The organism is Mesorhizobium sp. UC74_2 (genome assembly GCF_042701485.1).
Lineage (GTDB): Bacteria > Pseudomonadota > Alphaproteobacteria > Rhizobiales > Rhizobiaceae > Mesorhizobium.
Genome location: NZ_CP170562.1, coordinates 3,638,236 through 3,663,313, shown reverse-complemented (window position 1 = coordinate 3,663,313; position 25,078 = coordinate 3,638,236). Strand labels below are relative to the sequence as shown.

At 62.8% G+C, this 25,078-nt stretch carries 19 protein-coding genes and 3 pseudogenes; 13 read left to right on the top strand and 9 right to left on the bottom strand.

Annotated elements, in window-relative coordinates; genetic code table 11:
* Together xdhB and xdhC are read left to right on the top strand one after the other, a co-directional pair.
* Positions 1 to 2,361: a xanthine dehydrogenase molybdopterin binding subunit gene (xdhB, locus tag ACFJIU_RS17855; protein ID WP_379062042.1), complete on the top strand. Its 2,361-nt coding sequence runs from the start codon at positions 1 to 3 to the stop codon at positions 2,359 to 2,361.
* Between the two features lie 60 nt (positions 2,362 to 2,421).
* Positions 2,422 to 3,307 (top strand): annotated as a pseudogene (gene xdhC / locus ACFJIU_RS17850) (xanthine dehydrogenase accessory protein XdhC).
* 18 nt (positions 3,308 to 3,325) lie between these two features.
* Here the strand turns inward: xdhC and dps are convergent.
* Together dps and ACFJIU_RS17840 are read right to left on the bottom strand one after the other, a co-directional pair.
* Positions 3,326 to 3,814: a DNA starvation/stationary phase protection protein Dps gene (dps, locus tag ACFJIU_RS17845; RefSeq protein WP_379062040.1), complete on the bottom strand. Its 489-nt coding sequence runs from the start codon at positions 3,812 to 3,814 to the stop codon at positions 3,326 to 3,328.
* A 113-nt stretch (positions 3,815 to 3,927) separates the two neighbouring features.
* Positions 3,928 to 4,848, bottom strand: coding sequence for a LysR family transcriptional regulator (locus tag ACFJIU_RS17840; RefSeq protein ID WP_129410866.1), 921 nt, complete (start codon positions 4,846 to 4,848; stop codon positions 3,928 to 3,930).
* Between the two features lie 141 nt (positions 4,849 to 4,989).
* Between ACFJIU_RS17840 and ACFJIU_RS17835 the strand changes: the two genes are divergently transcribed.
* The 4 genes and pseudogenes from ACFJIU_RS17835 (at position 4,990) to ACFJIU_RS17820 (ending at position 9,673) form a co-directional block, all read left to right on the top strand.
* Entirely contained in the window at positions 4,990 to 6,213 is a 1,224-nt protein-coding gene (locus ACFJIU_RS17835; RefSeq protein ID WP_379062037.1) for a urate hydroxylase PuuD, read from the top strand.
* Between the two features lie 165 nt (positions 6,214 to 6,378).
* Positions 6,379 to 7,702, top strand: a pseudogene (gene guaD, locus ACFJIU_RS17830) (guanine deaminase).
* Between the two features lie 171 nt (positions 7,703 to 7,873).
* Positions 7,874 to 8,377, top strand: coding sequence for a heme-degrading domain-containing protein (locus ACFJIU_RS17825; protein WP_379062035.1), 504 nt, complete (start codon positions 7,874 to 7,876; stop codon positions 8,375 to 8,377).
* Positions 8,378 to 8,410: 33 nt separating this feature from the next.
* Positions 8,411 to 9,673, top strand: coding sequence for a glycerate kinase (locus ACFJIU_RS17820; RefSeq protein WP_379062033.1), 1,263 nt, complete (start codon positions 8,411 to 8,413; stop codon positions 9,671 to 9,673).
* Between the two features lie 27 nt (positions 9,674 to 9,700).
* On the opposite strand, the gene ACFJIU_RS17815 is transcribed toward ACFJIU_RS17820, so the two are convergent.
* From ACFJIU_RS17815 to ACFJIU_RS17805, 3 genes are all read right to left on the bottom strand, one after another.
* On the bottom strand, positions 9,701 to 11,089 hold the full coding sequence (locus ACFJIU_RS17815) for a glutamine synthetase family protein (RefSeq protein WP_379062031.1): 1,389 nt from the start codon (positions 11,087 to 11,089) through the stop codon (positions 9,701 to 9,703).
* 34 nt (positions 11,090 to 11,123) lie between these two features.
* Positions 11,124 to 12,506, bottom strand: coding sequence for an aspartate aminotransferase family protein (locus ACFJIU_RS17810; protein ID WP_379062029.1), 1,383 nt, complete (start codon positions 12,504 to 12,506; stop codon positions 11,124 to 11,126).
* 133 nt (positions 12,507 to 12,639) lie between these two features.
* A complete protein-coding gene (locus ACFJIU_RS17805; RefSeq protein ID WP_379062027.1) occupies positions 12,640 to 13,071 on the bottom strand; it encodes a MarR family winged helix-turn-helix transcriptional regulator in 432 nt (143 codons plus the stop codon).
* Positions 13,072 to 13,145: 74 nt separating this feature from the next.
* Between ACFJIU_RS17805 and ACFJIU_RS17800 the strand changes: the two genes are divergently transcribed.
* Positions 13,146 to 13,604: a hypothetical protein gene (locus ACFJIU_RS17800; RefSeq protein WP_379062025.1), complete on the top strand. Its 459-nt coding sequence runs from the start codon at positions 13,146 to 13,148 to the stop codon at positions 13,602 to 13,604.
* On the opposite strand, the gene ACFJIU_RS17795 is transcribed toward ACFJIU_RS17800, so the two are convergent.
* Both ACFJIU_RS17795 and ACFJIU_RS17790 read right to left on the bottom strand, forming a co-directional pair.
* The gene (locus tag ACFJIU_RS17795; RefSeq protein WP_379062022.1) at positions 13,594 to 14,568 is read right to left on the bottom strand and encodes a WD40 repeat domain-containing protein; all 975 of its coding nucleotides are present in this window, start codon (positions 14,566 to 14,568) and stop codon (positions 13,594 to 13,596) included. The genes ACFJIU_RS17800 and ACFJIU_RS17795 overlap by 11 nt on opposite strands.
* Positions 14,569 to 14,679: 111 nt before the next feature.
* Positions 14,680 to 15,752 (bottom strand): annotated as a pseudogene (locus ACFJIU_RS17790) (CobW family GTP-binding protein).
* Positions 15,753 to 16,035: 283 nt separating this feature from the next.
* On the opposite strand from ACFJIU_RS17790, the gene ACFJIU_RS17785 reads away from it, so the two are divergent.
* Positions 16,036 to 16,530, top strand: coding sequence for a MarR family winged helix-turn-helix transcriptional regulator (locus ACFJIU_RS17785; RefSeq protein ID WP_379062020.1), 495 nt, complete (start codon positions 16,036 to 16,038; stop codon positions 16,528 to 16,530).
* Here ACFJIU_RS17785 and ACFJIU_RS17780 read toward each other — a convergent pair.
* A complete protein-coding gene (locus tag ACFJIU_RS17780; protein ID WP_379073147.1) occupies positions 16,527 to 17,411 on the bottom strand; it encodes an AraC family transcriptional regulator in 885 nt (294 codons plus the stop codon). The genes ACFJIU_RS17785 and ACFJIU_RS17780 overlap by 4 nt on opposite strands.
* Positions 17,412 to 17,446: 35 nt before the next feature.
* On the opposite strand from ACFJIU_RS17780, the gene ACFJIU_RS17775 reads away from it, so the two are divergent.
* The 5 genes from ACFJIU_RS17775 to ACFJIU_RS17755 all read left to right on the top strand — a co-directional run bounded on the left by ACFJIU_RS17775 (position 17,447) and on the right by ACFJIU_RS17755 (position 23,818).
* Positions 17,447 to 17,854, top strand: coding sequence for a DUF2000 family protein (locus ACFJIU_RS17775; RefSeq protein WP_379062018.1), 408 nt, complete (start codon positions 17,447 to 17,449; stop codon positions 17,852 to 17,854).
* A 183-nt stretch (positions 17,855 to 18,037) separates the two neighbouring features.
* Positions 18,038 to 18,922 (top strand): DMT family transporter, encoded by an 885-nt coding sequence (locus ACFJIU_RS17770; RefSeq protein WP_379073146.1) that lies wholly within the window; start codon positions 18,038 to 18,040, stop codon positions 18,920 to 18,922.
* A gap of 66 nt (positions 18,923 to 18,988) precedes the next feature.
* A complete protein-coding gene (locus ACFJIU_RS17765; protein WP_129410852.1) occupies positions 18,989 to 20,011 on the top strand; it encodes a LacI family DNA-binding transcriptional regulator in 1,023 nt (340 codons plus the stop codon).
* Positions 20,012 to 20,283: 272 nt separating this feature from the next.
* On the top strand, positions 20,284 to 22,554 hold the full coding sequence (locus ACFJIU_RS17760) for a TonB-dependent receptor (RefSeq protein ID WP_379062015.1): 2,271 nt from the start codon (positions 20,284 to 20,286) through the stop codon (positions 22,552 to 22,554).
* Between the two features lie 10 nt (positions 22,555 to 22,564).
* Positions 22,565 to 23,818: a RhtX/FptX family siderophore transporter gene (locus tag ACFJIU_RS17755; RefSeq protein WP_379062012.1), complete on the top strand. Its 1,254-nt coding sequence runs from the start codon at positions 22,565 to 22,567 to the stop codon at positions 23,816 to 23,818.
* A gap of 20 nt (positions 23,819 to 23,838) precedes the next feature.
* Here ACFJIU_RS17755 and ACFJIU_RS17750 read toward each other — a convergent pair whose 3' ends face one another.
* Positions 23,839 to 25,029, bottom strand: coding sequence for an MFS transporter (locus tag ACFJIU_RS17750; protein WP_379062010.1), 1,191 nt, complete (start codon positions 25,027 to 25,029; stop codon positions 23,839 to 23,841).
* Positions 25,030 to 25,078 lie beyond the last annotated feature (49 nt).

Sequence of the window (25,078 nt, the reverse complement as noted above, 5' to 3'; positions counted from 1 at the left end):
ATGACCAAACATACTCCCAACCTCAAGGCGCAGAAGATCGTCGGCGGTGTTCATACCGACCAGCGCCACGATTCCGCGCACAAGCATGTTGCCGGCACCGCGGTCTATATCGATGACCTGCCGGAACCTGCGGGAACGCTGCATGTCGGCCTCGGTCTCTCGACCGTCACGCACGCCAGGCTGAAGAAGGTCGACCTGTCCGCCGTGCGCAACGCGCCGGGCGTGGTCGACGTGCTGACCTACGAGGACGTGCCCGGCGAAAACGATGTCTCCCCCAGCGGCATGCATGACGATCCGGTCTTTGCCGAAGGCAAGGTGCAGTTCCACGGCCAACCGATCTTCGCGGTCATCGCCGAGACCCGCGAAGCGGCGCGCAGCGCCGCGCGCCTGGCCAGGATCGAATACGAAGAACTGCCGGCGATACTCAACATCTGGGACCTCGATCCTTTGAAGGACAGGCAGGTGGTGACGCCGCTGACCCTGAAGCGTGGTGACCCGGACGCGGCTATCGCCGCAGCGCCGCGCCGCATCAAGAACCGCATGAAGCTCGGCGGACAGGACCATTTCTATCTGGAAGGCCAGGTTTCCCTCGCTGTTCCCGGAGAGGATGACGAGGTCGTCGTCCATTGCTCGACGCAGGGGCCGAGTGAAACGCAGCACCTCGTCGCCTATGTGCTCGGCGTGCCGAGCCACGCGGTCACGGTGGAAGTGCGGCGTATGGGCGGCGGTTTCGGCGGCAAGGAGACGCAGGCCAACCAGTGCGCCGCCATCGCTGCCATTGCCGCCAAGAAACACAAGCGTGCGGTCAAGGTGCGCCTCGACCGCGACGAGGACATGACGGCGACCGGCAAGCGGCACGACTTTGTCATTGACTACGATGTCGGCTTCGACGACGAGGGCAACATCCTTGGTGTCGACTTCATGTTCGCGCTCAATGCCGGCTTCTCGGCGGACCTGTCCGGTCCGGTCGGCGACCGTGCGCTGTTCCACTGCGACAACGCTTATTTCTACCCGAACGTGCACGCCAACTCGGCGCCGCTCTATACCAACACCGTGTCCAACACCGCCTTCCGTGGCTTCGGTGGGCCGCAGGGCATGGTCGGCGCGGAACGCGTCATCGAGGAGGTGGCGTTCGCCGTCGGCAAGGATCCGCTCGAGATCCGCAAGTTGAACTTCTACGACGCCATGGGCGCGACCGGCGAACGCAACGTCACGCCCTATCACCAGAAGGTCGAGGACAATATCATCCACCGCATCGTCGCGGAGCTGGAGGCGAGCGCCGACTATGCCGGCCGCCGTCGCGAGATCGCGGCTTTCAATGCCAACAGCCGTTTCATCAAGCGCGGCATTGCACTCACCCCGGTCAAGTTCGGCATCTCGTTCACCAAGACCGAGTCCAACCAGGCCGGCGCGCTGGTGCATATCTACAATGACGGTTCGGTGCATATGAACCATGGCGGCACCGAGATGGGGCAGGGCCTCCATCTCAAGGTGGCGCAGGTGGTGGCCGAGGAGTTCCAGATCGATCTGGAACGGGTGAAGATCACAGCGACGACCACGGCCAAGGTACCAAACACGGCGCCGACGGCTGCATCCTCGGGTGCCGATCTCAACGGCATGGCTGCCCAGAACGCGGCGCGCCAGATCAAGGACCGGTTGATCGACTTCGCGGCGGAAAAATACTCCGTGCCGGCCGATCAGGTGGTGTTCCTGCCCAACCGCGTCCGCATCGGCAACCAGGAGATCTCCTTCAACGAGCTGGTCAAACAGGCCTATCTCAACCGCATCCAGCTTTCGGCGGCAGGGCATTACAAGACGCCGAAGATCCACTGGGATCGCGCCAAGGGCCGGGGCCACGCCTTCTATTATTACGCCTATGGCGCCGCGTGCTCGGAAGTTTCGATCGACACCTTGACCGGCGAATATGTCGTCGAACGCACCGATATCCTGCACGACACCGGCCGCTCACTGAACCGGGCGATCGATATCGGGCAGGTCGAGGGTGGTTTCGTCCAAGGCATGGGCTGGCTGACAACCGAGGAATTGTGGTGGGATGGCAAGGGCCGGCTGCGCACGCACGCGCCATCGACCTACAAGATCCCGCTGGCGTCCGATCGGCCGAAGATCTTCAATGTCGCCTTGACCGACTGGTCGCAGGCCTATGAACCGACGATCCATCGTTCCAAAGCGGTCGGCGAACCACCCTTGCCGCTCGGTATTTCGGTTTTGCAGGCACTCTCCGACGCGGTGGCCAGCGTGGCCGATCACAAGATCAGCCCGCGCCTCGATGCACCGGCAACACCGGAGCGCGTGCTGATGGCGGTCGAGCGGCTGAAGAAGGAAGCGCGTAGCAAGGCGTGAGCCTGCCGCGCGGGCAATCCGACGCAACAAGTGTTATATTCCCGAGGTGGGAATGCGATCATGACCTCGAAAGTACAGGATCTGAGAGAGTTTCTGGCTGGCCCTGGCCCGGTCGCTCTGGTCGAAGTGGCCGGCACGCGAGGCTCGACGCCGCGCGAGAAGGGTGCCTACATGCTGGTGTCGCCCGAGACGACCTATGGCACGATCGGCGGCGGCCAGCTCGAATACATGGCGATCGACAAGGCGAGACAAATGTCGGGCGTGCTGCCGGTACGCAAGGGCGGGCAGCCCGCGATGCAACGCATCGATGTCCAGGAAGTCTGCGCGACGCTCGATGTGCCGCTGGGGCCGGAGATAGGCCAGTGCTGCGGCGGTCGCGTCGAGGTGCTGATCAGGCTGGTGGATGGCGCCATGGCTGCTGGATTGATCGTTGCGGCTGAAGCCGAAGAAGAGCACTTGCCACATCTCTATATTTTCGGTGGCGGCCATGTCGGCAAGGCGCTTGCCGCCTCGGTATCGTTGCTGCCCATCCATGTGGTCGTCGTGGAAACGCGTGCCGAGGAATTGGAAGGCATCACCGAAGCGGTCGAGACGCAGGCTGACCGCGATGCCCGAGGAGATGGTCCGGCGGGCGCCGGCGGGCTCGGCATTCGCGGTGCTCACCCACGATCATGCGCTGGATTTCCTGATCGCTGCCGAAGCCCTGAAGCGCAGTGACACTGCCTACGTTGGCATGATCGGCTCCAGGACCAAGAAGGCGACCTTCAGGAACTGGTTCCTGAAGACCGCCAATGGCTCGGAGATGGAATTCGAACGGCTTGTCTCGCCGATCGGCGGCGATGCCGTGAAGGACAAGCGGCCGCCGGTTATAGCGGCACTTGCCGCTTCAGAGATGATGACGGCGCTGGTCCGGCATCAGGTCAAGGCCGGCGTGGAAGCCGCCTGAGGCGTTACGCCTCGTCTTTCACTCTTTTTCCTGCGTGTGGGCCTCCAGGAACCAAAGCGACTTGTCGAGTGCGCGCGAATAGGCGGTGAAGATATCGGCCGTGTCGGCATCGCCGGCCTCGTCGGCTTCATCGATCGCTGTGCGGGCGGATTTCGCGACAGCGGCATAGCGGTCGATCAGCGCGGCCAGATGATCCTTGGTCTTGTGGATGTCGGTCGGATAGGGCTTCAGCGTGGTCGTCTTGGCGACGTCCTGCAAGGTGCCGTGTGCGGTGCCGCCGAGCTGTACCGCACGTTCGGCGATGGTGTCGACATGACCGTCCAGCTCGGTACGGAATCCGTCGAGCATTTCGTGGATGGCGATGAATTGCGGACCTTTGACGTTCCAGTGTGCCTGCTTGGTGATCAGCGCGAGATCGATGGCTTCGGCGAGCCGCGCGTTCAGGATGGCGATCGCGGTCGTTCGCGTGTTGGATTTCAAGTCGTTCCTGGTCTGGATGTCGGCCATCGGGGTCTCCTGTTTTCGAGTGGGAGGCTGGCAGGATCGGCTGGCGGCGGAAAAGTGACGCCTTCCTGTCCCCCACGCAAGCCGCAACGAACAGGCTGGCCCTATGGTTCCTGCTATTTCCCGGCCAGGATGTCGCGGATCAGTTTCTGGCAGCGGTCGGCCATGAAATCGAGCAGCAGCCGCACCTTGGGGTCCTGCAGTTTCTTGTGCGGATAGACCGCGGCAAACTGCACTGGCGTCGGTGGTGTTTTGGTCAGGATTACCTGCAAGCGCTTGTCACGGATGTACGGTTCGACCTCGAAGCGCGGCTTGTTGATGATGCCGCGGCCGGCCAGCGCCCATTCGGTCAGCACATCGCCGTCGTCGCTGTCGAAGGGGCCATGTACCTCGAATTTCACCACGCCTTCCGGTGTCTGCAGCATCCAGAAGAACTCCCTGCTGCCGGGATAGCGCAGCATCAGGCAGTCATGCTTCCTGCCGATGAGCTCGCTGGAATCGGTCGGTTCGCCGCGCGCTGCGAGATATTTCGGCGAGGCGACCAGCACGCGCTCGCACTCCATGATGCCGCGCATCCTGAGTGATGAATCCTCGATCACGCCGAGCCGGAATGCCACGTCGATGCCTTCCTTCAGGATATCGACATTGTGGTCGGACAGGCGCAGGCGCACCTCGATATCGGGATAGGTATCGTGAAAATCGGGAATGCCGGAGGCGATCAGACGCCGTCCGAGCCCGAGCGGCGCGGTGACGCGAATGGTGCCGCGCGGCTGGCCGGAGAGGGCGGCGACGGCTGCTTCCGCCTCGACGATGGCATCCAGTACCTGCTTGGCGCCGGAATAGAACACGGTTCCATGCTCTGTCGGCATCAATTGCCTTGTCGTGCGGTTGAACAGGCGCACGCCAAGGTGTTTTTCGAGTTCCTTGATGCGGTTTGACGCGACAGCTGGCGAAATGCGCATGTCGCGCCCCGCCGCCGACAGGTTGCCCAATTCGACGACGCGAACGAAGACGGCGATGTTGTCGAGATATGCCATTGTCCAGGACGTCCCCTTTGCGCCTGATTTTGATAGCAGGCTACTATTTTCCAATTTTTTTTGAAAGTCATCGTGTCGCCCGCCTCTTTCGATTTGCGCGCCAGTCCGTAATGTCGACTGACCGGCACGAAGGGGTGGAGCATGCTCGACTATGTGATTTTCTGGGATTGGGTGGCATTCGCGGTGCGATGGCTGCACGTCATCACCGGCATCGCCTGGATCGGCTCGTCTTTCTATTTCGTCGCGCTTGACCTTGGTCTGCGCCAGCGGCCCGGCCTGCCGGCGGGTGCCCATGGCGAGGAGTGGCAGGTCCATGGCGGCGGCTTCTACCACATCCAGAAATACCTGGTGGCGCCGGCCGAGATGCCCGAACACCTGACCTGGTTCAAATGGGAATCCTACGCCACCTGGCTGTCCGGCTTCGCCATGCTGGCGATCGTCTATTATGCCGGCGCGGACCTTTTCCTCATCGACCGCAATGTGCTCGACGTATCGGCGCCGGTCGCCATCCTGATTTCGCTCGCCTGCCTGGCTTCCGGCTGGATCGTCTACGATCTCCTGTGCCGTTCGCCGCTCCGCAACCACGACACGCTGCTGATGCTGGTTCTCTACGGGATCCTGGTCTTCATGGCCTGGGGCCTGACGCACCTCTTCACCGGCCGCGCCGCCTTCCTCCATCTTGGCGCCATCACCGCCACGATCATGTCGGCCAACGTCTTCATGGTCATCATCCCGAACCAGAAGATCGTGGTCGCCGACCTCATCGCCGGCCGCAAGCCTGATCCGAAATATGGCAAGATCGCCAAGACCCGCTCGACGCACAACAACTACCTGACGCTGCCGGTGTTGTTCCTGATGCTGTCGAACCATTATCCGCTGGCGTTCGGCACGCAGTTCAACTGGATCATCGCCTCGCTGGTGTTCCTGATCGGCGTGCTGATCCGCCACTTCTTCAACACCCAGCATGCCCGCAAGGGCAACCCGACCTGGACCTGGCTGGCGGCAACCATCCTGTTCATCATCATCATCTGGCTGTCGACCGTGCCGAAGGTGCTGACAGGCGAGCAGAAGGTCTCTTCCGCGGCGGAGGTCTATACGACCTCCACGCATTTTCCGGCGGCGCGCGACGCCGTCCTCGGCCGCTGCTCCATGTGCCATACGCAGGAGCCGGTCTATGAAGGCATCTATCACGCACCCAAGGGCGTGATCCTGGACAGCGACGCGACGATTGCCGAACACGCCCGCGAGATCTATCTGCAGGCCGGCCGCAGCCATGCCATGCCACCCGGCAACGTCACCCAGATCACCGACCAGGAGCGTGCGCTGCTGGTCACCTGGTTCGAGGAAGCCGGCAAGAAGAAGTAAGCATCGTCGGCACCCGGAAGGGATGTCGGTCGATCCGTTTCGCCGACACCTTCGTGCCGGACCACCGGTGGGCAGGGATCGGGCAGCAAGACCATCCTCTTTCGGGGCGAAGGTGTCTGCGAAGCGGATGGCGAAGTGAAATTTGATACGGAAGCAAGAGCGACAATGACCACAACACTGCTGCGCGGCCGCACCCTGTCCTTCCTGCGCTGGCCGGAAACGATCGATGATCGCGCCGCCTATGCCTATGAGGAAGACGGCGCGGTACTCGTCGCCAACGGCAAGATCGTCGCTTCGGGCTCCTACGCCGAGGTATCAGCGCGCGCCGGTTCCGCTGCACGCGTGATCGATCATCGCCCGCATCTGCTGCTGCCTGGTTTTCATCGATGCGCATGTACACATGCCGCAGATGCAGATCATCGCCAGCTACGGCGCCGAACTGCTCGACTGGCTCAACACCTACACATTCCCCGAGGAGTCGAAGTTCGAGAACGCGCAGCATGGCCGCCGTATTTCCCGGCTGTTCCTCGACGAGATGATCCGTCAGGGCACCACGACGGTGGCCGCCTACTGCTCGGTGCACAAGCAGTCGGCGGAAGCTTTCTTTGCCGAGGCCTACGATCGCGGCATGCTGGTCATCGCCGGCAAGGTGATGATGGACCGCAATGCGCTCGAAGCCGTACACGATACGCCGCAATCGAGCTACGACGACACTAAGGCGCTCATCGCCGCCTGGCATGGCAAGGGCCGTGGCCTCTACGCGATCACGCCACGTTTCGCCATCACCTCCACCCCGGAGCAGATGGAAATGGCGCAGGCGCTCGCCCGCGAGCATCCGGACCTGCATATCCAGACGCATCTTTCCGAGAACCACGCCGAGATCGCCTTCACCCAGGAGCTCTATCCCTGGTCGAAGGACTATACCCACGTTTACGAGCACTATGGCCTGATGGGCCCGAAAACCCTTCTCGGCCATTGCATTCACCTTTCCGAGCGCGAAGCCGATGTCCTGTCGGACACCGGCGCGGTCGCCGTCTTCTGTCCGACCTCCAACCTTTTCCTTGGATCGGGCCTGTTCGCCTATCAGGGCTATCGCAGCCGCAAGAAGCCGCTGCGCATTTCGACGGCGACGGATGTGGGAGGCGGTACCAACTATTCGATGCTGCGTACCATGGACGAGGGTTACAAGATCATCGCGCTGCAGGGCGAAAAGCTCAATCCGTTCCAGTCGTTCTGGCAGGTCACGCGCGGCAATGCCGAGGCGCTCTCGGTAGCCGACCGTGTCGGTACGCTGGAGGCGGGAACCGACGCCGACATCGTCGTGCTCGACAGTCGGGCGACGCCGCTGCTGCAGGTGCGTTCGGAACGCATCAACTCGCTGGCCGAGGAGCTGTTCCTGCTGCAGACGGTCGGCGACGACCGGGTCGTGCGCGAGGTTTATGTCGCCGGAAAGCCGGCCAAGAGCGACCTGATGATGGCGAATCCCTGATCTGCCCTTGACCCTAGAGCGTTTCCGTTTTTTAACGGAAACGCGGAAACGCTCTAACTCTTTGTTTTCACGCAATTCCGGACAGAAAACCGCTGCGTGCTTTTCCTGGAATTGCTCCAAGGGCAGTTTGCCGTAAACGCGACAGGACATTCGTGTCTTCTGGGAGGAAGCATGGCCGCGAGCGAGGATATCGAGACGATCAAGCGTCAGGAGGCGACGCTGGTTTTCGAACGCTTCGATGAGGCCGTTGCGTTCGAGATCGGCAGCGCGATCCGCGAGCGGGCGCTGAAGCAAGACATGCCGATCATCGTGGAGATCCGCACCTTCGACCGTCCGCTGTTCTACGCCGCCATGCCAGGCTCCAATGCCTCAAATCCAGATTGGGCGCGGCGCAAGATCAATGTCGTGAAGCGCTATCTGCGCAGTACCTATCGCCTGGTCCTCGAGCAGCAGCGTCCGGACCGCACGTTCAAGGTCGGCGAGGGGCTGGATGTCTCCGAATATGTGCTGGCCGGCGGCGGTTTTCCTGTCACCGTCAAAGGCGCTGGCGTCATCGGTGTGATCGCCGTTTCCGGGCTGCCAGAACGCGAAGACCACAATGTCGTGGTCGATGCTTTGTGCGTGCACCTCGGCGTGGACCGCGCCGAGCTTGCCCTGCCGCCATCCGGTGACTGACTTCTCCATCCGCCGCTAAACAAAGGCTTCTCCATGACCCTTGATCCGAAGGCCTTCCTCACCGCGATCTTCGAGGCTGCCGTGGCTGCGGCGGACCCGGAGCTGACGATCCGCAAGCATCTGCCGGCGAAACCCAAGGGCCGCACCATCGTCATCGGTGCCGGCAAGGGTTCGGCGCAGATGGCAGCGGCGTTTGAAAAGGCATGGGACGGGTCGATCGAGGGGCTGATCGTGACGCGTTACGGCTATGGTGCGTCGACCAGACATCTGGAGGTGGTGGAGGCCGCCCATCCGGTTCCTGACGCTGCTGGCCTTGCCGCTGCGAAGCGCCTGCAGGAAATCGTCTCGGGCCTCGGCGAGGACGATCTGGTTGTCGCGCTGGTCTGCGGCGGCGGGTCCGCGCTGCTGCCGGCGCCGGCCGGTGGTCTGACGCTGGCGGACGAGATCGCCGTCAATGAGGCACTGCTGGCTTCCGGTGCGCCAATCTCGGCCATGAACACGATCCGCAAGCATGTCTCCACCATCAAGGGAGGGCGCCTCGCTGCTGCCGCATGGCCAGCCAGGGTGGTGTCGCTGATCGTTTCCGACATTCCCGGTGACAATCCGGCGCTCGTCGCTTCCGGCCCGACCGTTCCGGACGAGGCAAACCGTACCGATGCGCTCGCCGCCATCAAAGCCTACGGTATGAAGCTGCCCGATGCGGTGATGGCGCATATCAACTCGCCGGCGTCTGAAGCGCCACGTCCGGACGATCCGAAATTCGCCCGCAACGAGGTGCATGTCATCGCATCCGCCGCCGTCTCGCTGGAGGCTGCGGCTGCGGAAGCAAAGCGCCAGGGTGTCGAGGCGGTGATCCTGTCGGATGCACTTGAAGGCGAAGCACGTGAGGTTGGGTCGGTGCATGCCGCGATCGCGCGTGAAGTCGCTGCGCGCAACCGGCCTTTCAAGAAGCCGGTTCTGATCCTGTCCGGGGGTGAAACCACGGTGACGCTTCGCGCCAAGGGCAAGGGCGGGCGCAATTCGGAATTCCTGCTGGCCTTCGCCATCGGCGTCGATGGCGTCGAAGGCATCGATGCCTTCGCCGCCGACACCGACGGTATCGATGGTTCGGAAGACAATGCGGGCGCTTTCTGCAACGCCTCCAGCGTGACACGGATGCGCGGCAATGGCGTGGACGCCAAGGCGATGCTGGCCGGCAACAACGCCTGGACCGCGTTCAACGCCGTGGACGACCTTTTCGTGCCGGGGCCGACCGGCACGAACGTCAATGATCTCAGGGCGATCCTGGTGCGCTAACCCTGTCCGAACCGGGCAGGGCGACGCCTACACCTCGTGCAGATAGAGGTGATAGTCGAGCTCGCTGACCGTGCGGGCGACACGCAGATATTCCGCCCATTTGATCTCGACGAAGGTCCTGTGCAGGTCCGGTCCGAGCGCGCGCTCCAGGAAGGATGAACCGCGCGCGGCGTCGATCGCTGCCCGCCAGTCGATCGGCATCTTGTTCTTCGTGTCGCCCGCCGCCTCATAGCCATTGCCGGTAACTTCCGGACCCGGATCGAGCTTTTCCTCGATGCCCTTGGCAACACCGGCCAGGATGGTGGCGGCGACGAGATAGGGATTGGCATCGACACCGGAAGGGCGATGTTCGATGCGACGGTTCCTGGCATCGCCTGCCGGAACGCGCAAAGCCACCGAGCGGTTGTTGACGCCCCAGGTCGGCGCAACCGGGGCATAGGATTGCGAGACGAACCGGCGCCAGGAATTGGCGTGCGGGGCAAACACCAGCATGGATTCGGCCATCGTCCCGGCGAGCCCGCCGAGCGCGTTGAGCAGCAGCGGCGACCATGCGCCCGGTGTGGTCTCGGTGAAGACGTTCCTGGCCTTGTCGTCCAGCAGCGAGACATGGAAATGCATGCCGGAGCCGGCGTATTTTTCGATCGGCTTGGCCATGAAACAGGCGGTGACGCCGTGGCGGCGCGCCTGCATGCGCACCACCCGCTTCAGCATGATGAGATCATCAGCGGCGCGCATCACGTCCTTGCGGTAGTTCAGCGTCAGCTCGTACTGGCCCGGCGCATATTCAGAGATCACCGTTTCGGCCGGAATGCCTTGCGCCCTGGCGGCGGCGTAGATGTCGGAGAACAACGGCTCCATGCCATGCAGATGGTCGACGGAATAGACTTCGGTCTTGCCGCTGCGGCGCCCGTCGAGCACGGCATTGGCCGGCTGCACCTTGCCGTCGGCGTCACGCTCATTGCCGAGCAGGAAGAACTCCAGCTCGAAGGCGCCTGCCGGATGGAAACCCTTGGCGGCCAGCGCCTCGACCTGGCGAGCCAGCGCATGGCGGGGGTCCGACGTCATCGGCTCGCCGTCGAGGTGATACATCGCCATCAGGACCTGACCACGCGGCGGATTGGTGCCATGCAACGGCACCAGCGTGCCGGGGATCGGCCAGGCGCGCAGGTCGCCGTCGCCAGAGTCCCAGATCAGGCCGGTTTCGTGGACATCTTCCCCGGTGATGTCGAGGCCGAGGATCGAGATCGGCATATGACGGCCGTTTTCATAGACGCCGGCGAGTTCATGGCGGCGCAGGATCTTGCCTCGACCGACGCCGTTGGCGTCGGTCAGGATAATGTCAAAGGCTTCGATTTCAGGATGGGCATCGAGGAACGCCGTAGCCTCGGCAGGCGTCGAGCCGGAAGGTGAAGTCATGATTGCACTCTGAAGGATTGTTGTCTGGCTTGTCTCATGCCGCGAGCTTGGCGGCAACTTCGGTGAAGGCGGCGATCAGCCGTTTCACCTGTGCCGCCGTGGTGACCGGGGAGATAAGCATCATATTGTGGAACGGGGCGATCAGGACGCCGCGATTGACCAGCGCGACGTGTACTGCCGCTTCCAGGTCCGGTGCATGCGCGCCCTCGGCCTCGGCGCCGTTGCCAAGCGGGCCTGGGGCACAGATGAACTCGACGCGGGCACCGACACGCATGACATGCCAGGGCAATTGATAGCGTGTTATCGCGGCTGACAGCCCGGTACCCAGTTTATCCGCCAGCCTTTCCATATGGCTGTAGTTTTCCGCAGTCATCACTTCTTCCAGCGTGGCGCGCATGGTGGCGAACTGCAGCGGATTGGCGGACAGCGTCGTGCCCATGCCGGAATAGCCGGGCTCCTTGCCTCGGTTGTAGGCGGCATAACGCGAGGCGGTATCTTCGCTCATGCCCCAGACGCTCGCCGGCACGCCACCAGCGACGGGCTTGCCGAGGACGAAGAGGTCGGGCTCGAGACCATGGGTTTTCGTGTAGCCGCCGCGGCCAGTCGAAATCGTGTGCGTCTCGTCGATCAGCAGCAGCGTCCCAGTCTCACGGGTCAGGCGCCTGAGCGCCTCGTGGAAGCCGGATTGCGGCAGCACCATGCAGGAATTGGTCAGCACCGGCTCGGTAATGACACAAGCCACGTCCTTCGCCTTCAGCGCTGCTTCCAGCGCCGGCAGGTCGTTGAACTCGACGATCTTGGTGCGTTGGGTCAGATCCCGGAATTCGCCGGCAAGTCCAGGCCGGTTGATCGGCTTGCCGTCCTTCATGCGCACCATCGTCTCGTCGACGGAGCCATGGTAGGCACCATTGAAGACGAGGATCTTGTCGCGGCCGGTCACGGCGCGCGCGACGCGCAGTGCGAAGCGGTTGGCGTCGGTGGCAGTGGTCGCGATCTGCCAGTAGGGCAGGCCGAAAAGCTCCTGCAGCAACGTGCCAACGGCCAGCGCATCCTCGGACGGCAGCATATAGGTGAGGCCGCGCCCTGCCTGCCTGCGGATAGCGCGGGCGACCGGTGTCGGCGAATGGCCGAACATGGAACCGGTGTCGCCGAGACAGAAATCGTCCAGCTGGTTGCCGTCGACATCGATGATGGTGGCGCGTCTGGCGCTTTCGACAAGGATCGGGAACGGCGTCGGCCAATCGGTCATCCAGTGCATCGGCACGCCGTCGAAATAGCCGGCGATGCCATTGCCGGTGCGGGCCAGCGATTTCGGACGGGCTTTTCGGAAAATCTCGGCCTCTGCTGCCCGCAGCTCGGCGATGCGCCTGGCGTCGATGCCGCCGATGATGCTGTTCGAACCCTTGCTTACGCTCATTCACTCCCCCTGTTGGCGTGGCGCACTCTAAGCAAATGCGATCGCAGACCGCAATTGGCCGCCAGGCAAAGGAGTGTTGGTTCAGTGATTTTATTCGAAATTCAGCTAGAAAATCTGCAGCGATGCGCGCAGATCAGTCGTCATGCATGGCCGCAATGGCGCGGCGCATCAGCGCGAGGAACATTTCCTTCTCCTGATCGGTGAAATCGGCCAAGGCCGTTGCGTTCTGGGCGCGGGCGGCATCGGTGGCCGGGTCACGGAGATGTTTCGACCTTTCCGTCAGATGAATGGACTGCGATCGCCCGTCCGACGGGTTGGATCGCCGCTCGATCAGCCCGTCGCGCTCCATGCGTGTCAAGGTGTTGGCCATGGTCGCCTGCTCAACGTCCAGGCGACGCACCAGTTCACTCTGGGTCAAGCCATCTTCGTCCCACAGCGCAAGCAGGGTCATGAATTGCGCAGGCGCCAGGCCCAGCGGGCCGATGCGTCGCTGCAGACCTTTGGCAAACAGGCGTGCCATCTGGTTGGCGAGGAAACCTGCCGAGCGTTCTTTCTGGAATCTCATGGCTCAGGAATAGCTATTGAATAGCATGCTATGCAATGATATATAGCATGCTATTCAAATCGTGGGAGATCGCAATGAAAGCGAAGATCCACGCGACGGCCGGTTCCGTCGCGCTGCTTGCCGTCGCCTGTTTTTGGCTGTCGACGGTGGTGGCCGAACTCTTGGGGGATGTGGAAACGATCGCAGCGGTGAAGTCCGCTATTCTCGGTGGCATGGTCGTGCTCATTCCGGCCATGGCTTTGGCCGGCGCCTCCGGTTTTTCACTGGGCAAAGGCTGGAGAAGCCGCGTCGTCCAGCGCAAGAAGCGCCGCATGCGGTTCATCGCCGCCAATGGCCTGCTGGTGTTGCTGCCGTCGGCCTATGCGCTTGCGGGTTGGGCCGGTGAGGGACGTTTCGATGCGGCATTCGTCGCTGTGCAGGCGCTCGAACTTGTGGCGGGAGCGGCAAACATCACTCTGCTGTCCCTTAACATGCGAGACGGGCTCGCGCTCCGGCGCAAGCCTTCTGCGCAGCCGGCTGAGATCAGGCCGTGATGTCGATAATGCCGCAATCACCGGCGGCGCTGCCAAACGCCAGCCGACGCTCGGCCTTGTCCCAGGTCAATGCGGTGATGGCACCCTTGCCCGGGCGGCGCAGCATGACTTCCTTGGCGTCGTGGAAACGGGCTGCAATCACCATGCCGTCTTCGTAGCCGATCGCAACGACCTCTTCCGTGGGATGGCATGCCACCGCCGTCACCATCGTGTTGCCGCGTGTGCCAAGCTCCAGCGGTGCCTTGCCCATCGGCCCGTCCTTGGCCTGGAAGGGCCAGACGATCGCTGCCGGAGCGCCGGAGCTGGCCAGCCACTTGCCGCGCGCGCTCCACGACAGGCTCTTCACCTTGGCAGGGTAACCCGACATGCGCATGTGCTTGGCATCAGCCAGTTTCCAGCCATGCAGGGCGTTCTCCTGCATGGTGGTGACCAGGAAATTGCCGTCCGGCGAGAAGGTGACGCCGGTATGCGCGCCGGCCCATTCCAGTTCGGTCGGTTTGCCGTCGGTGGCCGGGAAGTGCAGCGTGGCGCCATTGTAACGGGCGACGGCGATGCGCATGCCACGCGGTGCGAAAGCCAGGCCCTCCACGGTACGCGGGTGCTGGAATTCCTTGACCTTGCCGTCCTTGAAGCGGACGAAAGCGCTCTTGCCCGCACCATAGGCAACCGCTTGCTGCGGTCCGGCGGCAACGCTGCTGATCCACTTGCGACCCGCCGCAGCCAGTTCCTCGACAACACCTTCAGGCTTGATCGAGAACACCTTGCCGTCCTCGCCGCCAGTGATCAGCCGTTCGTCGACCTGATCATAGGCCGCGGCAAGCAGACCATCATTGGCCTGGACGGTCTTGTGGCCATTGTCCAGCCTGTGCACCGCGCCGTCGGCGAATGCGAAATGCGGCACGTCGTTCAGGAAAACGGCGGCGACGCAATGGCCGTCTACATCAAGCGGGGCGACTGTAGGCATCAGGCAGAAATTCCATGCGATAGTTCGGACGGGCCATCAAAAAACAGCCCCTCATCAGCTTAAGCCGGTGAGGGGCTTACTCGACCTTGCCGGTGCAGGCAAGGAAAGTGCTTACGCCGCCTGGCAGGCGTCGAAGCTCGACTTCAGCCGTTCGGCGTCAAGCTTGCGGCCGATGAACACCAGCCGGCTCTCGTGCTTCTCGCCATCTTTCCAGGCGCGCTGGTGGTCGCCTTCGATGATCATGTGCACACCCTGCAGCACGTAGCGGTCCGGATCGTCCTTCAGCGCGATGATGCCCTTCAGTCGCAGGATGTTCGGGCCTTCCATCTGGGTGATCTTCTCGATCCAGGGGAAGAACTTCTTCGGATCCATCTCGCCGCCGCGCAGCGACACCGACTGCACCGTCACGTCATGGATCGGCGAGGCATGGTGATCATGATCGTGGTGATGGTGATCATGGTCGTGATGATGATGGTGGTGGTCGTGATCGCAGTCCGGACCGCATTCATGGTCATGGTCGTGGTCATGTGCTTCCAGGAAATGCGGATCATTCTCCAGCGCGCGCTTGAGGTCGAAGGCGCCGCGGTCGAGCACTTCGGTCAGGGCCACGCCAGAGCGCTGGGTGCGATGGATCCGGGCTGACGGGTTGATGGCGCGAATGGTCGCCTCGACCGCTGCGAGCTCTTCGGGCGTCACCAGATCGGTCTTGTTCAGCACCACCACGTCGGCGAAGGCGATCTGGTCTTCGGCTTCCCTGGAGTTCCTTCAGGCGCAAGGGCAGGTGCTTGGCGTCTACCAGCGCCACCACGGCGTCGAGCTTTGTCTTGGAGCGGACGTCCTCGTCCATGAAAAAGGTCTGGGCAACCGGTGCCGGGTCGGCGAGGCCGGTGGTCTCGACGCAGGATGGCGTCGAAGCGGCCCGGGCGGCGCATCAAGCCTTCCACAGTGCGGATGAGGTCGCCGCGCACCGTGCAACAGACGCAGCCATTGTTCATTTCGTAGATTTCCTCGTCGGACTCCACGATCAGGTCGTTGTCGATGCCGATCTCGCCGAATTCATTGACGATGACGGCATAACGCTTGCCATGGTTCTCGGAGAGGATGCGGTTGAGCAGCGTCGTCTTGCCGGCGCCGAGATAACCGGTCAGCACGGTTACGGGGATCTGCGTCTGTGTCTCGCTCATACTGGTGCCTCGAAGGGAAATTTCCCTCCATATAGGACGTCGTCCCGGCTTTTGCACCTGTCAAACCGCTGATCCAGACACGATGCTGTCATCGTCGGTTTGGGCATTTTGCGCTGCAATAATGCTTTGTCATCTAACTGAAATAATGATCTGTCATTAGCCACGGCGAATGTTGCGTGGCTTGCCGGCAAAGCGGTTCATTGGCCGGCCTCTTTGAACACTCATTGCCAATCCGAGCGCCACGGCTATTGTGCCGGTTTCGGCGCGGTCCAGGAGACTGACCATGGCCAAGGCTGATAAAAGTGCAACGATGAGCCGGCTGCATTCTGCGGCCAGACTGGCAAGGACTGCCCTTGCCGCCCGGCTGCTGACGCATGGCTTTTATGCCGGGCAGGACCAGATCATGCTGGCGCTCAGCCGCGAGGACGGCCAGACACCCGGTACGCTGGCCGATCGGCTTGGCGTTCGTCCGCCCACCATCACCAAGACGATCAACAGGCTGCAGGCGCAGGGCTTCCTGGAAAAGCGCGCTTCCAATGCCGATGCCCGCCAGGCGCATATCTTCCTGACCGATTCGGGCCGCGAGACCATCCACGCCATCGAGAAGTCGGTGAAGAAGACCGAGAAGCAGGCGCTGCGCGGTCTCGACAAGAAGGACCAGAAGACGCTGTTCAAGCTTCTGGCCCGCATCGAGGCGAACCTGTCGGATGAAGAGATCGTGCTCGCCGACGAGGACGAGGACGAACAGGAGATCCGTCCCGCGGTCGCGGCGGTTTAAGCAGCGGTTCTGATTTCGATAGGCTTCTCGCCACGGATAAGCGCCGACCAGCGCCCGGGTGTCATGCCGTATGCCTTCTTGAACTGACGGTTGAAATGGCTCTGGTCGCTGAAGCCGGCAGTTGCGGCGATCTCGGCCAGCGGCGTGCCGGCCGTGATCATTTTCTTGGCCTGTTCCAGCCGCCGCATCACCAGGAAGCGATGTGGGCTGGTGGAGAAGGCCGCGCGGAAATGGCGTGATAGCGCATAGCGGTCGAGACCGGTCACCGCTTCCAGCTCTTCCGATCGCACAAGATCGAGTGCGTTGTCCGTCAGATAGTCTCGTGCAAGGTTTGCGGTGCGCCAGGCTGTTTTGCCCAGCGGTTTGGCCGGGCGATCTGCATGTTGTTGCATGAAACCCGCAAGCTGGGCGATGAAGTCGTCGACGAACAGTTCGTCCAGCTCCCGATCGAGGTCACCGAGTGCGCTGGCGAGCGTGGCACGAAAACCCGCGTCGTCGATGATGCCTTCCGGCACAAACGGAAGCGGCACGCCGCCCGTGGCTGCGGCAAGCAGTGACGGCTCCACGTAGAGCATGCGGTAGCGCAGGCCGGTTTCCGTGCCGGCACCGCCATCATGAACTTCGTCCGGATGCAATACGATCAGCTGGCCGGGCAGGCTGTGCCGCACCGCGCCGCGATAATGAAAACTCTGAACGCCGGAAAGCGTGACGCCGATCGCATAGGTGTCGTGGCGATGCGGGTCGAAAACCGGACCATGGAACCAGGCCTCGATGCGCTCCATGCCCGTGACGCCTGGTGCCTGCACGATGCGGTCACCGCCGTCGTTTGCGCACAAACGTCCAAGACCCTGGAAGGCCTCGGCAACTAGATCGGTGGGCATCATCTCATTCATCGTGCTCAATATAGGAAGCTGCCATGTTCGATACGAAATTCACAGTCGTGCTGAGGGAAGATCTCGCCGTCTGGCAGAAACTCAACGTTACCGCCTTCCTGAGCACCGGGGTCGCCGCCCAGTTCCCGGACATGATCGGCGAGCCCTATCGCGATCGCACCGGCAATCTCTACAACGCACTGTCCATACAGCCGGTCATTGTCCTGTCGGCGGACCAGGCGACCTTGTCAACGATCCATCGCCGCTCATTGGAGCGGGACGTCAAGGTGTCGCTTTATGTCGAGGAGATGTTCTCGACCGGCTTCGATGCGCTCAACCGCGAGACCTTCGCCAGGTTCGCGCCGGACGATGCCAGGGTTGTCGGCATTGCCTTGAGGGCGGACAAGAAGATCGTCGACAAGATCACCAAAGGCGCGCGCATGCACGCGTGATCGACCAAATCACATGTGGCGGTCTCCAGGGCGCAAAATTCCGCGGCGAATGACATCTTTTGTGTTGCCGCTGCACGCCTCTTCCCGCACAAGCGGGCAAGATCATTTTCATGACGCCTTGCCACCGTGAACCAGCCAGACAGACAGGATGAGAGCGCGACGCCGCCGGCGGCGATCGCCTACATGCTGTCCGTCTATGTGGTCTTTTCTTTCCTCGACACGTCGATCAAATATCTGGTGCTTGCAGGCCTTGCGCCACTGTTCATCGCCTGGGTCCGTTTCAGCATCCATGTCGTGCTGGTGATTGGTCTGTTTCGCGCTTGGCGGGGTGTCGGCCGCTTTCGGCCCGTCAATCTCAAGGCGCATATCCTGCGCGGCATGCTGCTGGCGGGTTCCACGCTCTGCAACATCGTTGCGCTGCGCACGCTGCAACTGGCCGAGACGACGTCGATCTATTTCTTCGGTCCCATGGTGATCACGGCACTTGCCGGTCCGCTGCTTGGCGAATGGGCCGGGTGGCGGCGCTGGCTGGCGATCCTGGCTGGTTTCATCGGCGTGCTGGTGATCACCCGACCGGGTGTCGGCGTGTTCGGCATCGGCCATTTGTTCGCCCTCGGATCGATGCTCTCCAACTCGCTTTACGTGATCATGACGCGGCGCATGGCTTCGACCGAGACGCCGGAAAGCCTGATCTTCTATTCGGCGCTGGCGCCAGCCGTCATCCTTTCACCGACGCTGTTCTTTTCCGCCACCCTGCCGGCGGATGCCTGGCATTGGACGATCCTGCTCCTGCTCGGTGTCTTTGGCGGCTGCGGTCACTGGTTGCTGATCCGCGCCTACAAGTTGGCGACCGCGACGGCGTTGGCGCCATATCCGTATTCACAGATGATCTGGATGATCGGTTTCGGCTACTTCATCTTTGGCCAGTTTCCCGACGGCTGGACACTTGCGGGTGCTGCCATCATCGTTGCCAGCGGGCTCTATATCCTGCATCGCGAACACCGGCTGCGTGTCCGCCACAAGGCCGCTCTGGACGCCGAAACCGGCGAGCTGGCAAAAAAGCTTTGATTTGCCGTCGTTCGATGGCATAAGCCGCTTTTAAACAGTTTAAATCGCGAGCGGGAGCCCAGAGCGCTGGCACAGAAGATCAAGCTTTCGACCATTGCCGATGCGCTCGGCGTCTCCACGGCCACTGTTTCCCTGGCGCTGCGCGACAGCCCGCTGGTGGCGGGCTCGACCCGTGAGAAGATCAAGGAACACGCCCGCGAGATCGGCTATATCTACAACCGTCGTGCCGCGTCGCTGCGCACTTCGCGCTCCGGCATCGTCGGCGTTGTCGTGCATGACATCATGAACCCTTTCTATGCCGAGATCCTGCGCTCCATCGAACACGAGCTGGATCGCAGCCGGCAGACCTTCCTGCTTTCCAATCACTACGACCAGCTCGACAAGCAGCGCACCTTCATCGACACGCTGCTGCAGCTCGGCGCCGATGGCGTGATCATGTCGCCAGCCATCGACACGCCGGCTTCCGACATCATCATGGCGGAAGAAAACGGCTTGCCGGCGGTGTTGATCGCACGTGATGTCGACGGCGCACATGTCCCCGTGTTCCGGGGCGACGATGCCTATGGCACCGCGCTTGCCACCAATCACCTGATCTCGCTCGGCCACAAGCGTATCGCCATGGTCGGCGGCACCGACCAGACCTCCACGGGCCGCGACCGCTATCAGGGCTATGTCAATGCCATGGAGGCGGCGGGTCTTGAAGTGATGCCGTCCTGGCGTGTCCCGGGACCGCGCACCAAGCAGGGCGGCTTCGAGGCCGCGGCGCAGTTCCTGGCATTGAAGGACAAGCCGACCGCCGCCTGTTGCTGGAACGATCTCGTTGCCATCGGCCTGATGAACGGCATTGCCCGTGCCGGCCTTGTGCCAGGCGTCGATATTTCGGTGACGGGCTACGACGATCTCGAGGAAGCACAGATCGCCACGCCGGCGCTGACCACCGTCTGGAATGGTCAGCGCGAAGTCGGCCGCCGAGCCGCGAGCGCGTTGCTGGACAAGCTGAACGGCCAGACCGTGCGTCCCTCGCAGGAACTCATCAAGCCCGAGCTGCATGTTCGCCAGTCGACCGGACGGCCGGTGGAACGTCGCTGAGCCGCCCGAGACATAGCCTGATCCAACTTTCTTTCTGACGTGCTCCCGAGCCCGGGAGTGCGTTGGCGTGTGCTGCTGCCCGTATCGCGGCTGTCTCCATCGACACGATGCCAGCCCTTGCTGTGTGCCCTCGATGCCGCACTGCAGCATCTCATCGCGAAAACTTGACTGTTTTTGTAGCCTTCAAACTTGACTCGTTTTGTTAAGTTATTTAGGCGCGCTTCAGAGGAGCCGCGAGAGGGCGTTGCTGGCTCCGCAATCTGGGGGTGTAAATGCACAAGCTTGCCGTCGTGTCGTTGCTGTCTTCCTCGATCCTGGCCGGGCCGGCCCTTGCGCAAAATGCGCAGAAACCGGCAACGGCGCAGGATGCGCAAAAACCGGCGTCCAACACGACGATGCTAGACAAGATCATCATCACCGGGCGCGACGACCGCTCGATCTCGAGCGTTGCACAGTCGGTGCAGGTGATCGACCAGAACGCCATCGGAACGGCGGTGGGGCAGGGGGAGAATGCCTCCGACCTGATCGCTCGCCTGGTACCTGGTTACGCACCGCGCAACGAAACGATCTCGGGTGCTTCGGAAACGTTCCGCGGCCGCAGCGTGCTGATCATGGTCGATGGCGTGCCGCGCAACACGCCGCTGCGCGATGTCTCGCGCATCCTTGCCACCATCGACCTGGACACGGTCGAGCGTGTGGAAATCATCAACGGCGCCTCCAGTCTTTATGGCGCCGGCGCGACCGGCGGCACCATCAACTTCATCACCAAGCGCGGCACCAGCGATACGCCGAAAGTCACGGTGCGCACCGGTGTCACCGCCTTCACCGAGAATCTCGGCAAGTCGGCAGCACCCAGCGGCAACGTCCAAGTCGAGGGCCGTAGCGGCGACTTCGATTATTTTGCATCCGCATCGGGCAATTTCAGCCGTCGCACCTATGACGGCCACGGCAACGAGATGGCCTCCGACGCCATGCTGGGGCAGGGCGGTGGCGATCGCACCGGCTGGGGTGATCTCTCCGGCGTGGTCGGCTACGAGAACGGTTCCAAGCGCATTGAGCTCAGTGCCGACTGGACCTATGCGCGGCAGAAGGCCGACTGGTTCACGGATTATCTGAGCAACCCGGTCAAGCCGAACTTCTCCGACGCCTACACCGGCGAGCCGCTCATCGAGGATTCCAAATATCTCGCCGCCAAGTTCACCGACAGCGATTTCCTGTTCGGCAAGCTCGAAGTGAAGGCGTTCTACAACGACATCTTCAAACAGTCGCCTTTCACCAAATTCTCCCGGGTCAACTCGCAGGTCTACCTTCCGACCAATCCGGCGCGGCCGACCCTCTTGCCGATCAACCGCGACCCGACCGCTTCCTTCAACCAGACGGCCTTGGCCGTGCAGCGTTCGGGCCTCAACGTCACCGTCAACACGCCGGTCGATTTCATCACCCAGGGCAGCACGCTGACCTGGGGCTTCGACTTCACGCATGATCAGACCGGCCAGACGCTCCTGAACGGCCAGGACGCCATTGCGCCGTCGACGCAGAACTCCGTGGCTGCCTTTGCCCAGGCGGAAGTCCCGGTCACCGATCGTTTCCGCCTGCAGGGCGGCGTCCGTTTCGACCAGTTCTATCTCGATGTCGATAATTTCAAGCGGCCGGCCGCCGCGGTTCTGGTCGGGTCAAATCTCGTCGGCTTGCCTGCGATCGACGTCGTGGGAGGCTCCTTCGACTACGGCGCCACGACGTTCAATGCCGGTGCCGTCTTCGACATCACCCAGGAACTGCAGGCCTTCGGCAATTTCTCGCAGGGCTTCAGCCTCACCGACATCGGCGGTTTCACCCGCCGTGCCGGTCTCAACACCAATGCAGAGACCTGTGATGCCTACGGCACCAGCATCCGGCCACTTCTGCCCTGCACCAATGCGCCGGACTATCGCGTCAGCTATGCCGACATCGCGCCGGAGCCGCAGGTGGTCAACACCTGGGAAGGTGGTCTTCGCGGCGACTGGGGCAATGTGAGGGGGGGCGCCAGCGCTTACCTGTCGACCTCCGACAATGGCGTCAACTACGACATCGCCGCCAACCGCGTCTCGCAGCAGAAGGAACGCATCTGGGGTTTCGAGGCCAACGCCGAATACGACGTCAACGAGATGTTCACGCTGGGCGGATCGGTCGGCTACGTGGAAGGCAAGTACGACGCGAACAGGGACGGCAAGATCGGCTCGGACGAATATCTGCCGAACAACCGCATCCCCACCACCTACAAGGGGCTGGCCTATGTCGTCACACATTTCGACAACAACCTGACGCTGCGCACCGAACTGGAGATGTTCTCCGGCCGCGATCGCATCGCGAGCCAGCAGCTGGACGGCGCGGTTCTGGCCAATATCGGCGTGACCAAGAAATTCGCCGGCGGTCAGGAACTCAACTTCGCCGTGCGCAACATATTCGACACCTACTACGTCAACCCGACCGCTTCCGCGACGCGGGGTGCCGATGTGCCAGGTCTTGGCCGCACCATTGCGGCGTCCTTCAAGGTCACCTTCTAGGAGCGGCGGCATGAGCGCGGCGGAATTCCCAAAAATCCAGGAAAACCGCTCGCGGCTCAGGCTTTTTGCCGTGCTCGGCGGCCTCTATCTGGCGCAAGGCATCCCGACCTACCTGTTCGCGGCGGCGATTCCGCCGATCCTGCGCGAGCAGGGCGTGTCACGCACGGCCATCGGCATGCTCTCGCTTCTGATGCTGCCGCTGGTGCTCAAGTTCCTGTGGGCGCCGCTGATTGACCGCTATCGTCCCTTCGCACGCGCGCATCGTGCCAGCTGGGTCATCATCACCCAGCTCGGCATCATCGCGGCGCTGTTCGGCATGCTTGCCGTCGAGCCGACGGACGTCTGGGCGATCTTTGCGGTCGGCTTTTTCGTTGCCATGCTGCTGTCGACGCAGGATATCGCCACCGACGGCTATGCCGCGAAATATCTCGATCCTGCCGACCGGCCGATCGGCAATGCCATCCAGGGCGGTTCGGTGGCGCTCGGCGTTGTCATTGGCGGGACGCTGGGGCTCATCCTCTATCATCGCTATGGTTGGGACGTCACGATCGTCACGATCGCCGTGCTGTCGTTCATTCCCCTGGTCGCCGCGCTTGCCATGCGCGAGACCGACCCGGCCGCGGACAAGCAGGCAGTCCTGACCAGACCCTCCATCCGCAACTTCCTGGCGAGGCCAGAAGCGCGGCGGATCCTATGGATCGCACTGGTCTACCGTGCGAGTGAAGGCCTGGTGAAGTCGATGGAAGGCGCCTATCTCGTCGATGCCGGTGTCCCGCTCGACTGGATCGGCTATCTCTCCGGGGGTGCTGCCGTCACCGTTGGCCTCGGCGGTTCCTTCGTCGCGGCGCTCCTCCTGCGCAAATATGGCTCGGCTTCCGTCCTGGCGCTGCTCGGCGGCCTGCGCACCATCTGCTTTGCCATCTTCATGCTGCATGCCTTCGCGCTGTTCTCGGGCGCGGCGCCGATCTTCGGCGCGTCTTTCCTGCAGACGATGGTGCGCTACATGGAGATCGTCGCGCTCTACAGCCTGTTCATGTCGGTGACCTCGTCGCAACAGCCGGGCACCGATTTCACCATCCTCTCCTGTGCCCAGCTCATCGTCTACCTCGTCGGCTCGATGGTTGCCGGGCGCCTCGCAGACATGATGGGCTACGGCCCGCTCTTCGCACTGGCGACGGCAATCTCCGGCATCGCCGTGATCATGACCTACGGCATGCTGCGCAGCGCCGCGGCGGCTGAGCGCCCGGCGGAGGCCATCTCATGATCGCGCGCGGGTCGATGGCTTCAATGCTGCATGCCGCCGCGCCTGTCGAGCGTAGCGGCGATCGCGGCGGCGGCAAGCGCCAGGCCCGCGCAACCCAGAAGTGGCAGCTCTGCCGCCAGTTGAAAGACGAAACCGCCCATCAGGGCGCCTGCCGTCTGGCCGATGATGTGGGCACTCGACAGCCAGCCGGCCGCGGCGCCTTGTTCATGGATGGCCACGCGCCGCGCAAGCCAGGCAGTGTAAGCCGGCGTCGCCAGCGCCGTGCCGAAGCCCGTGGCCACCAGCGCCAGGGCACCGACGCCAGAATCGTTGGCGATCGCAAGGCCGGCCATTCCGGCCACGACCAGACCGGTTCCGGCGAGGATGCCGCTGCGCTCGCTCCAGCGCAGCCTGGGCAGCACAAGCGTCTGCACCGCGATCATGCTGACGGCCACCAGCGCGAGCGCAGCGCCGGTCGCGGCCGTCGCCTGGCCGGCGTCGAGGCGGAGTTTCGACTGCAGCAACGGCCCGAGCATGATCTGCACCTGTCCAAAACCGGCGGTCATACATATGCCGATGAACAGGAAGGGCAGGACGCGCTTGTCGAATGGCGAGAGCCTGGGGGTGCTGATGCTTGCGCCGGCTTCGACCTTCACCGCGCCCCTGGGCGTCAGCCACAGCATCACGGGCGCCAGCATGAACAGGGCGACGGTGAGCGGCGCTGCGATTACCGCGGCGGCTCCAGTCAGGGAACCCGAGAGTCGGCCGAGATTGAGGCCGGCGCTCAAGAGCCCGAAGGCTGCCTGCCGTCGACCGGCTTCGACCGTGCCTGCAAGCCATGCCTGGGCGGCAGGCATGACGCCGGCGGCAGCAAAGCCATAGATCAGGCGCGAGAGGATCAGGCCGGCTATTGCGATGGCGTAGGCAGTTGGTCCGGCCGACAGCTGGATCACCAGCAGTGCCTGCGCAGCCAGCATCGCCAGCCCGAGCAGGCGGATCATGCGGCCGTAGCCGATGCGACCAGCCGCACCGCCCCACAGTGGCGCGCCGATCAGGAAAGCGAGTGTGCCTGCAGCCACGGCCAGGCCAAGGTCGAAGGTCGTCAACCCGAGCCGAGCCATCACCATTGGCACCAGCACGATAAAGGCCGATTGGCCGAAGCCGATCGACATGACGCCGAGTGCGAGGCGCCGCGCGAGTTTTGTTTCTTCGATAGGATAAATGGAGGTCATCGCAGGTGGAGGAAGAATTCTTCGGAAGACATCTGTGTTCAATTTCACA